Source organism: Acetobacterium malicum subsp. dehalogenans DSM 11527, assembly GCF_000472665.1.
In the GTDB taxonomy this organism is placed as follows: Bacteria; Bacillota; Clostridia; order Eubacteriales; family Eubacteriaceae; genus Acetobacterium; species Acetobacterium malicum.
Genome location: NZ_AXAC01000056.1, coordinates 1 through 10,481, shown reverse-complemented (window position 1 = coordinate 10,481; position 10,481 = coordinate 1). Strand labels below are relative to the sequence as shown.

12 protein-coding genes are annotated in these 10,481 nt (G+C 40.5%); 11 read left to right on the top strand and 1 reads right to left on the bottom strand.

Going from position 1 to position 10,481, the window contains the following annotated elements:
* Positions 1-218 (bottom strand): transposase (locus A3KS_RS21695; protein ID WP_026395507.1); only part of this gene is annotated, 218 nt, incomplete at its 3' end.
* Positions 219-695: 477 nt separating this feature from the next.
* Here A3KS_RS21695 and A3KS_RS0116450 point away from each other — a divergent pair.
* From A3KS_RS0116450 to A3KS_RS0116400, 11 genes are all read left to right on the top strand, one after another.
* On the top strand, positions 696-2,060 hold the full coding sequence (locus tag A3KS_RS0116450) for an urease accessory protein UreH domain-containing protein (RefSeq protein WP_026395834.1): 1,365 nt from the start codon (positions 696-698) through the stop codon (positions 2,058-2,060).
* A gap of 39 nt (positions 2,061-2,099) precedes the next feature.
* On the top strand, positions 2,100-2,597 hold the full coding sequence (locus A3KS_RS0116445) for a hypothetical protein (protein ID WP_026395833.1): 498 nt from the start codon (positions 2,100-2,102) through the stop codon (positions 2,595-2,597).
* A 62-nt stretch (positions 2,598-2,659) separates the two neighbouring features.
* On the top strand, positions 2,660-5,119 hold the full coding sequence (locus tag A3KS_RS0116440) for a heavy metal translocating P-type ATPase (protein WP_026395832.1): 2,460 nt from the start codon (positions 2,660-2,662) through the stop codon (positions 5,117-5,119).
* A 54-nt stretch (positions 5,120-5,173) separates the two neighbouring features.
* Positions 5,174-5,848: a hypothetical protein gene (locus A3KS_RS0116435; RefSeq protein ID WP_026395831.1), complete on the top strand. Its 675-nt coding sequence runs from the start codon at positions 5,174-5,176 to the stop codon at positions 5,846-5,848.
* 60 nt (positions 5,849-5,908) lie between these two features.
* Positions 5,909-6,124, top strand: coding sequence for a cation transporter (locus A3KS_RS0116430; RefSeq protein ID WP_026395830.1), 216 nt, complete (start codon positions 5,909-5,911; stop codon positions 6,122-6,124).
* Between the two features lie 215 nt (positions 6,125-6,339).
* The gene (locus A3KS_RS0116425) at positions 6,340-6,756 is read left to right on the top strand and encodes a SoxR reducing system RseC family protein (protein WP_026395829.1); all 417 of its coding nucleotides are present in this window, start codon (positions 6,340-6,342) and stop codon (positions 6,754-6,756) included.
* A 134-nt stretch (positions 6,757-6,890) separates the two neighbouring features.
* Entirely contained in the window at positions 6,891-7,130 is a 240-nt protein-coding gene (locus tag A3KS_RS0116420) for a heavy-metal-associated domain-containing protein (RefSeq protein ID WP_026395828.1), read from the top strand.
* Positions 7,131-7,141: 11 nt separating this feature from the next.
* A complete protein-coding gene (locus tag A3KS_RS0116415; RefSeq protein ID WP_026395827.1) occupies positions 7,142-7,813 on the top strand; it encodes a cytochrome c biogenesis CcdA family protein in 672 nt (223 codons plus the stop codon).
* A gap of 8 nt (positions 7,814-7,821) precedes the next feature.
* Positions 7,822-8,394, top strand: a complete 573-nt coding sequence (locus A3KS_RS0116410; RefSeq protein ID WP_026395826.1) for a TlpA family protein disulfide reductase — start codon at positions 7,822-7,824, stop codon at positions 8,392-8,394.
* A 9-nt stretch (positions 8,395-8,403) separates the two neighbouring features.
* On the top strand, positions 8,404-9,804 hold the full coding sequence (locus A3KS_RS0116405) for a sensor histidine kinase (RefSeq protein ID WP_026395825.1): 1,401 nt from the start codon (positions 8,404-8,406) through the stop codon (positions 9,802-9,804).
* Between the two features lie 11 nt (positions 9,805-9,815).
* On the top strand, positions 9,816-10,127 hold the full coding sequence (locus A3KS_RS0116400) for a CC/Se motif family (seleno)protein (RefSeq protein ID WP_026395824.1): 312 nt from the start codon (positions 9,816-9,818) through the stop codon (positions 10,125-10,127).
* Positions 10,128-10,481: the final 354 nt, after the last annotated feature.

The window sequence follows — 10,481 nt, the reverse complement described above, 5'->3', positions numbered from 1 at the left end:
CGAAGCTCTTTTTCGAGCTGTTTTAAACGATTGGGATCTGTTATTGGGATATTCCCTGGATTATCACAATAACCAACCTTTCCGGTTTTAGCTTTGCTGATCCACGTGTACAAGGTATCGAGCTTTATACCTAATCGCTCTGCAGCCGCTTTGTTGCCGATCTCATTTGCCAGTTTCAACGCTTCATAGCGTTCTTCGGCACTATATACTTTTTTCATCACTAGTCAGTCCTTTTTATTTTTATTTTACCTCATTTCCTTGCAATTTGGGACTGCACTTTTATGATAACACTCCAATATTTATTTGAATAGTATCGTTGCCTTCGAAATGATGAAAATTATATCAGTTTGAAGGTGCTTTTTTTATATAAAGTAAGCTGGTCAATAATGATCTGAACCCAAAAGTTTGAACGTTTATACCGACTGTTGGTATTCTCGAAATCGGTAGTTGTCAAGATAGTTGGCAGTTTTAATTGAAATAAATTTTGACAGTAACCGTTTTAAAATCATGCTTCTTCCAGTGAATCCAGCATCAGATCAGAAACATGCATCATTTTAAATAAAGTAAATGTATTGGAATAATTGATACATTGCTTTATTTTTTTTAAAATTTTTTAAATAATTTCTTATCTCCATAAGTTCTACAAAAGTTATTGTTATTATTCCTATAGACAAGAAGTGACAAGGAGAATGACCATGGAAGAAAAACCAATAACAAAGACATTTTCAGTGAGTGGAATGACCTGTGTTAATTGTGAAAATCGAATTGAGAATAAACTTAAAAAGCTTGATGGTGTAACCAATGTCACTGCAAGTTATCCGCGTTCACGGGTCAGTTTTACATATGACCCAGATCGTGTAAAGCTGTCGGCCATTGTGCAGACCATTGAAAGCATGGATTATCATGTGAAACGTGCAGGTGAAAAACAAAAGAACAAAACCGTTGAAAAGAAAAATAAAATCAATGAAGTGTTAGGAACCGGCATTATCATCATTGCCGCATTCGTGATTATTAATTACTTTGGCGGTTTTAATATCTTCAACTCGTTTCCGGAGGCAAAACAGGGTGTGGGTTACGGCGCACTATTGTTAATCGGTTTACTCACATCGATCCACTGCGTTGCTATGTGTGGAGGGATCAATCTTTCACAATGCGTTCCCAATGCAAGTATCAAAAGTGAAAAGAAAACCGCAAATCTCAGACCCGGCATTTTATACAACACCGGACGGGTGATCTCTTACACCATTGTCGGCGGGATCGTCGGAGCACTAGGATCAGTCGTCAGCTTTTCAGGAACCGCAAAAGGAATTGTCGCTGTTATGGCAGGGGTGTTTATGGTAATTATGGGCTTAAATATGCTTAATATTTTCCCCTGGTTGCGCAAGTTTAATCCCAGAATGCCCAAGATTTTCGCCAGGAAGATCAATGAACAGAAAAAAAGTAACAGTCCCTTATATGTCGGACTTTTAAATGGCTTAATGCCCTGCGGACCACTCCAGGCGATGCAACTCTATGCACTTTCCACCGGTGATCCGGTACAGGGTGCCTTATCGATGTTGGCATTCAGTTTGGGAACGGTGCCGCTGATGTTTGGACTGGGAGCGATCAGCTCATTTCTCAGCAAAAAATTTACCAGCAAAATGATGACCGCCAGTGCCGTATTAGTCCTGATACTGGGTGTGTTTATGTTCAGTAACGGTATGAGTTTATCCGGTATTGGACTTCCGTCCTTAACCGGTGGTGTTACAGCGGCGAATGAAGCGCAGCAAAACAATACAGCAACCGTCGACCAGGGGGTTCAGACAATTACAACGAAGCTTTCACCGAATAGTTATGAACCAATCACAGTCCATGTCGGGGTACCCGTCAAATGGATCATCCAGGCAGACGAGAGTGATATAAATGGGTGCAACAATCAAGTATTGATTCCTAAATACAATATTGAAAAGAAATTAGTGGCCGGTGACAATATCATCGAATTCACCCCAACTGAAACAGGAACAATCCCCTATAGTTGTTGGATGGGGATGATTAAAAGCAATATAACAATTGTTGATTAAAAGATAATAAAGGGTATTATTAAAAGGAGGTTTTAAAAAATGAAAAAATCATTTTATTTATTAGGAAGCGTGTTAGCGATCGCTCTGATTGGGATCGTCTTACTTTCTGGTTGCACCAGAAGTTCGGGAAACACAGGAGGAACTGCTGTTAATTCGAATTCCTCACAATCAAGCAGTGAGACTCAAAATACGACAACACAACAGAGTACCAGCAGTTCCGGGGCCAAATCAAATGGCGGAACCAAAGCCACAGTGAGTGATGGGGTTCAAACAGTAACGACCACTCTTGAGCGAGGTTATGCTCCGATTGTCGTACAAACGGGTATACCAGTTAAATGGACCATTACTGCTGAAAATGGTGACCTGAGTGGCTGTAATAATAAAATGCTCATCAGAAGTTACGGTGTGGAACAAAAACTGAATGTCGGAGAAAATGTGGTTGAATTTACACCGACAAAATCAGGGACTATCCAATATTCCTGTTGGATGGGAATGGTAGGAAGTACGATTACTGTTGTAGACGATATTAACCAATAAAAAACTAGTAAATTAATACAATTGATAAATATTATTTTGAAGCGCAAGAGGAGGGGAATTTAATGAACAAAGAAACAGTCAAAATAACCGGAATGACCTGTGCGGCCTGTGCGGCCAGGGTGGAAAAAGTAGTCAATAAGATGCAAGGGATAAACAGTGCATCGGTTAACTTTGCCACCGAAAACCTGTCAGTTGAATACAATGAGGCAGAGACATCCCGGCAAAAAATCAATGAAGCCATTGAAAAAGCCGGATACGGAACCGTGGAAGTTTCCACCAAAAGTGAAGTTACCATCCCCATTGGCGGGATGACCTGTGCCGCCTGTGCATCGCGAATTGAAAAGGTTCTGGGAAAACTTGAAGGAGTAATCAGTGCGTCGGTTAATCTGGCCACTGAAAAAGCCACCATTCACTACGACGCCCAGCTGGTAAAACTCTCAGCCATTCGGCAGGCAATTGAAAAAGCTGGGTATCAGGCACTGGAAATAGAGAAAAAAACGGCTGTTGATGAAGATAAACTGCGGAAAGAAAAGGAAATCCGAACGCTTAAAACCAAATTGATCGTATCGGCCAGTTTTGGGATTCCATTGCTATATCTGGCCATGGGGGCAATGATCTGGTGGTTGCGGCTACCGATTCCCAGCTTTCTGGAACCGATGCAATATCCGCTGACCTATGCCATCGCGCAAATTATTCTGGTTATCCCGATTATCATCGCCGGCCACCGTTTTTACAGTGTCGGTTTCAAAGCCATTATCCAGCGCAGTCCCAATATGGATTCATTGATCGCAATGGGAACTTCAGCAGCGATTCTCTATAGCCTCTATTCTGTTTATCAGATCGGTTCAGGCAATTTCGGGGCAGTTGAAGATTTGTATTTTGAAACCGCCGGGGTTATCATTACCTTGATTCTGTTAGGAAAATATCTGGAAGCCGTATCCAAAGGAAAAACTTCCGAAGCAATTAAAAAACTTATGGGCCTTGCGCCTAAAACGGCCATTGTCATCCGGGATGGCGCCGAAATTGAAACACCCATTGATGAGGTCGAAATTGATGATGTGATCCTGGTCAAACCCGGGGGTAAAATTCCGGTTGATGGGATCGTCATTGAAGGAAATACCGCCATTGATGAATCGATGCTCACCGGAGAAAGCATGCCCATCGATAAAAAATCAGGGGATATGGTATATGCAGCCAGCATTAATAAAAATGGTGTGATCCAATTCAGAGCGACAAAAATTGGCGGCGACACAGCCCTCGCTCAAATCATCAAACTGGTGGAAGATGCCCAGGGCTCAAAGGCACCGATTGCTCAGCTGGCCGATATTGTTTCTAGTTATTTTGTCCCGATTGTCTTTGTGATTGCCGTTCTGGCCTTCGCAGGTTGGTATTTCACAGGTCAGTCATTAGTGTTTTCAATGACCATTTTCATTTCAATTCTGGTAATCGCCTGCCCATGCGCACTTGGTCTGGCAACGCCAACCGCCATTATGGTTGGGACCGGAAAGGGTGCGGAGTATGGCATTTTGATTAAGGGCGGCGAAGCGCTGGAAACCACCCATCAGATTAATACCATCGTTTTTGATAAAACCGGAACTATTACTGAAGGCAAGCCCGAAGTAACCGACATTGTGACAGCTTCCGGGATTGAGCGAAATTGGCTGCTTCAAATCGCCGCTTCGGCTGAAAAAGGATCGGAACATCCGCTGGGTGAAGCGATTGTCAGAGGTGCCGAAAAGGAAAACCTGGAAACACTTAAAATTGATAAGTTCAAAGCAATTCCTGGATACGGGATTGAAGTCGAAGTTGACGGCTCTCGGCTGTTGTTGGGGAACCGAAAAATGATGGATGAAAACAGTATTTCGCTGATTACTCTGGAAAATGAATCGGATCGGCTCGCTGAAGAAGGAAAAACTCCGATGTACATTGCTACGGATGGCACGCTGTCCGGGATTATTGCCGTTGCCGATGTTGTCAAAGCCAGCAGTAAAGCCGCTATTGCCAAACTTCATGAAATGGGCATTGAAGTTGCGATGATTACCGGCGACAACAAAAAAACAGCCGAAGCCATTGCCAAACAAGTTGGCATTGATCGGGTTCTGGCAGAAGTATTGCCCCAAGATAAATCAAACGAAGTAAAAAAACTCCAGGCTGAAGGCCGAAAAGTGGCCATGGTTGGGGATGGCATCAATGACGCACCGGCATTGGCACAGGCTGACATTGGCATCGCGATTGGTTCTGGTACCGATGTCGCCATGGAATCCGCTGATATCGTACTGATGCGAAGTGATCTTATGGATGTGCCAACGGCTATCAAGCTCAGCAAAAGCACCATTCGGAACATCAAGCAAAATCTAGTTTGGGCATTTGGCTACAACGTTGCCGGAATACCCATTGCCGCCGGACTGCTGTATCTGTTTGGCGGGCCATTGCTGAATCCCATTTTTGCAGCCGCGGCCATGTCACTGAGTTCGGTTTCGGTACTCACCAATGCACTGAGATTAAAAGGGTTCAAGCCATAAAAAGTAATAAGTAATAGTAAAAAAATAAACTTAAAATAAAAAGGAGATATGATTATGAAAAAGAAAATTGTTTTAGTAGGGGCAGTAGCATTGTTATTAGTTGTCCTATCTGGTTGCCAGCAGGCAGATGTTGTTGGCAAGACCTCTATCACATCATTTGATGCGGTTCTTCAGGCAATCCCTGATCAAATTGCCGAAGACGAGATGAATGGCGGATGGTCTTTGTCGGCACCGGATGGAACCGCCCGTTTTATCTGGAGTAAAGATTACAGCAGTGGCACACCTCACGATGTGATGCTGGAAGTGGCTGCGAAACCATTCATCGATGCCGGACTTGATGTCACCAAACTCCCTGCCGGGATGGTTATCGGCGATAAGATTATGGTCGGAACCATGTTAGGTGATGAAAAATTAACCTATAAAGGCGAAGTCACACCGCTAGCCTCCTATGAACAGATTGTCAATTTAAAACGTGAAAATATTAAATATCATACCGCCCTTGACCACTATGGGGTCGATCTTGGTGATGGCAATGCGTTTGAATGGGCGAAAGACATGAGTACCAATGACAAGGATATCGTCTTTGTGCTCAATCCGCAGATGTTTATTGATGCCGGTGTTGATCCGACAAAAGTTGAAGGCTGGGTTTTTGCCAAGGTAAAAATCGAAGATAAAGATAAACAACCCATTGAAGTTGATAAATTCTTAAAACCGTTTAGTATTAAATAAATAGTCTAGAATAACGACTCAAAATAAATATTTTAAATAAAATTTAATGAGGTGCAAAAAATGAAAAAAATAATTTTAAATGTCGAAGGTATGTCCTGTGCTCACTGTGAAAGAGCTGTAAAAAATGCTGTTGGCGAACTTGAAGGTGTTGAGAGTGTCATCGTCGATCTTCCTGGAAAAACGGTGGCAATCGAATACGATTCAGATAATTTAACCTTTGAGAGTTTTAAAGCGGCCATCGAAGAAGAAGACTTCAATGTAGTAGGACAAATCTGAAAAACTAATGCAAATAACCGTAAATAGTATAAAACCAATATCCTTAAAAAATTTCAAAGATGTCACATGCTGATACGGTTAAAAAGTTGTTATAAGCGTCTTTGCTTAAAAGTAAAGACGCTTATAAACAACAGATAGTATGGTCCAATATGGACGTAAGTCATAATCGATTCATCAATCAGAACGGATTGAAATTTTAAAAGGTGGGAATGAAAATGAAACAGCAAGAAATTGGGATTGTTATTGAAGTAAATGGAAATGTGGCAAAAGTCAAGGCCGCCAGACATGGGGATTGCGATAACTGTGGAGCATGCCCTGGAGATAGTGCTATTGTCATGGACGTTCGCAATGCCGTTTCGGCTAAACCAGGACAAAAAGTAGCATTTGAGATGCACAGTGCAAGTATGGTACTCGCAGCCTTTGTGGTATATGCGATTCCTTTATTTGCCGCCGCCGCGGGAGCGGCGATTGGTTGGTTGATTGCAAATCAGCTTGGTCAATCATTGGTAGGGTTTCAAGTTGGTGGTGGTATAATCGGATTCGGTTTATCATTAGTCGTTATAAAATTATACGATCGGGCTATAAAAAACAACGTCAAAACACTGCCTGTGATTACGAAAATATTGAATTGAAGTTATTAATGCTAAGTCATTCAATTTTTAAATTAAAGAATGATTTTGTATTTTACTAAGTATGAATTTTGTGAATAGGCGTGTTGCTGTATTTTCCCAACACCTAATTTTACATAGATTAAAAGGTGAAAGAAATGGTACAAATGACACTCAATATTGAAGGTTTATCCAGTGGCCTTTGCGGACAAGAATTAATGGAAACAATCATTAAGATCGATGCACAAGCAGAGGTAGCAGTTGATTTGCCTAAAAAGAATATAACAATTGAATTTGATGCAGAAGTGACGAGATTAGACAGTTTTATATATTCAGTCGAAAACGAAGGCTACTCCGTAACAGATATAAAATTAATCATTTTTCGTTATGGTTATTAAGGGATATTCAAATGAACTATTTTATATCGTTTCTGGAAGGTATTATCACCTTTATTTCTCCTTGTTTACTGCCCCTGCTACCTGTTTATATTTCGTATTTTGCGGGACAAACCAGCAACGGAAATAAGTCGAATGCATTTATAAATGCCCTTGGTTTTGTGCTCGGTTTTACAATTGTTTTTGTGTTATTGGGTGCATTTGCGGGGGTGATCGGGAATGTTTTCATTCAAAATAAGAATAGCTTACATGTAATCACCGGAATCATTGTCATCCTTTTTGGTTTAAATTTTATGGGTCTATTACAGCTTCCTTTTTTAAGGATGAATCACCATATGAAACAGGAACAGTTTAAAGTAGGCTTTTTATCATCCCTTGTATTTGGAATTGTTTTCTCCATAGGTTGGACCCCTTGCGTCAGCGCATTTTTAGGATCGGTATTGATGTTGGCGGCTTCCGGTGGGGATGCTTTAAAAGGCATATTAATGCTATTTTCATTTTCACTTGGTCTGGGTCTTCCCTTTATCTTGAGTGCACTGTTAATTGAACGATTAACCACAACATTCAATTTAATAAAACGGAATTATCGTATCATCAATTTTATTTCAGGCATATTTCTTGTAATGATCGGAATTCTGATGGCCACCGGATTAATGGGATATTTTCTTTCGTTATTCACGATATAAGGAGCTTTATGAGTAGTAAAATAAAAACAGTCATTGCTATCTTTACATTTGTCGCTTTTTTAGGTATCGTCTATTTTGGTTATACCTATCTATCAAGTTCTTATCAGCAGAATTCTATCGCAAATAGTACAACACAAAAAATTCTATCTCAGAAAAGTCCATTAAAGGCTGCTCCGGACTTTACTGTCATCGATGAAGCCGGAAATCCGGTTAAACTTTCAGATTTTAGAGGGAAACCCATTGTACTGAACTTCTGGGCTTCATGGTGCCCACCTTGTAAAAGTGAAATGCCTCATTTTAACAAAATATATGGCGAAAAAAAGGATGAGATTGCATTTTTAATGGTTGATTATGTTGATGGTGAACGCGAAACGACAGAAACTGGTCTTCAATATGTACGTGAACAGGGCTTTGATTTCCCAGTATATTTTGATACCGAACAGGAAGCTGCATATGCCTATGAAGTAACATCTATTCCAGCTACTTTCTTTATCAACGCTGACGGCAAAATTGCAACAAGTTTTCAAGGCGCTATTGATGAAACTTCTTTAAATGAAGGCATCCAATTAATCTTGGATTAGGAGATTGCTATGAAACATAGCTTAAGAACAAAATTATCGCTGACTATTGCTCTGATAATGTTACTGACTGTAGCTTCGATCAGCTTTCTATCTAATATTTTAATAGAAAAAGAATTTACTAATTATCTTACCATTCAGCAGGAGAAACGAACTCAGGAAATAACAGATAGTTTGAGTCGGCAATATGATCTGAATACAAAAACATGGGATGCTGATTTCGTTCATACCATTGGCATGTATGCACTTTATGACGGGTATATTGTTAAGGTTTATGATTTGCAGAATCAAACGATCTGGGATGCTGAAACCTGCGATATGTCCTTGTGTACACAAGTGATGGATGATATTTCACATCGAATGGACACGAAATACCCGCAAATGAATGGTGAATTTATGTCAAAGACCATCTCGATTATGAAAGACGGGGAGGTCATTGGCACCGCACATATCAGTTATTTTGGACCGTACTTTTTAAGCGCTGATGATTTTCAGTTTTTGTATGCACTCAACACAATTTTAATCGGTATCGGACTTTTCTCACTCATTTTTTCAGTTATCGTCGGAACAATCCTGGCTAAACGATTAAGCAGTCCAATCCTAAATACTGTCACGGTCACAAAACAAATTTCTGATGGTGATTATGATGTGCGCATCGCCGAAGGCTCAAATACCAGAGAATTAAATGAACTCATTGTTGCTGTCAATCATTTGGCCGATTCACTGGGAAAGCAGGAATCGTTAAGAAAACAATTGACATCAGATGTAGCTCATGAATTACGAACCCCTCTTACATCCATCGGAACCCATATTGAGGCCATGATTGAGGGGATCTGGGAACCCACAAACGAACGTTTGCAAAGTTGCCACGATGAAATATTGCGGATCGGCAAAATCATTCAGGATTTAGAGAATTTGGCAAAAGTTGAAAGTGATAATTTAAAACTTGATAAAACACAAATCAATCTGACTGAGTTATCCGAAAAGGCAGTTGGTAACTTTGAAGTAGGTATTAATAAAAAAATGTTGAACGTATCGATTAGTGGGGACAGTTCAGCCATCTATGCAGATCAGAATAGAATCAGCCAGGTTCTCATAAATTTAGTTTCTAATGCGGTAAAATATACACCAGAGAATGGAACTATAAAAATTCATATTTCTGAAGATAAGCAGTTTGTTCAAGTAAGTGTTAGTGATAATGGAATCGGTATTCCAAAAGATGAACTTCAATATGTATTTGAGCGGTTTTACCGTGCGGATAAATCCCGAAACCGCATGACCGGTGGTTCCGGAATTGGTCTCGCCATTGTTAAGTCAATAGTAACTGCCCATGGTGGCATGGTTGAAGCCGAAAGTCAATTAAACAAAGGTAGTTGTTTTACAATCATATTGCCGAAAAATAAAATGGAATAGGAGTGATAAAGATGGACAATTCATTTAAACTAAAGATAGACGCCGCAGTTTTAGCATACATGCATAAAAAAGGAAAAAACGATTTGACACTCACGATCAGTTCCACCGGGGGTGGATGTTGTCCAACTTTTGAGCTCTCTGAGGTTTCACTTACGAAACCAGATCAATTGGAAGCGTTTGATATTTTTCAACAGAATGGTATTACCGTATATATCAGTAAAAATGCAAAGGTGATAGCCTCAACACTACATTTTGTGCTAAAAAGAAATCTGATTGGTGCAACGATCCAAGTCGAAGGATTAAGTCTAAAAAAACGGCCATAAAGCATTCCCGATTTCATATATTTGAGACTAAATTGCTTTTGTTGCTACCTAAGCCTCCGGTTCGATGCCGAGGCTTTTTTTGGTTTGCGAGGCATGTTGCCGAGCTAATGGTCTGAAAGAAGACCTGTCACCTGGCTAATTGGGAAGACAAGCTGTAAGCAAGGGCGTTTCCGGCGACGGAAGGGTCTGAAGGAAGCTGATGGCGGTTGTTGGAACGGAACGCAAGTGAACCAGTGATGGTATATATGAAGGATAACCTTTCCAAAAGTGGGGACGTCCGAAAATTAGCTGAGTCATATATATTGAGATGGTCGTTTTAACAACAAGCGGAGCAACTTAACCTCGGAAGTACTG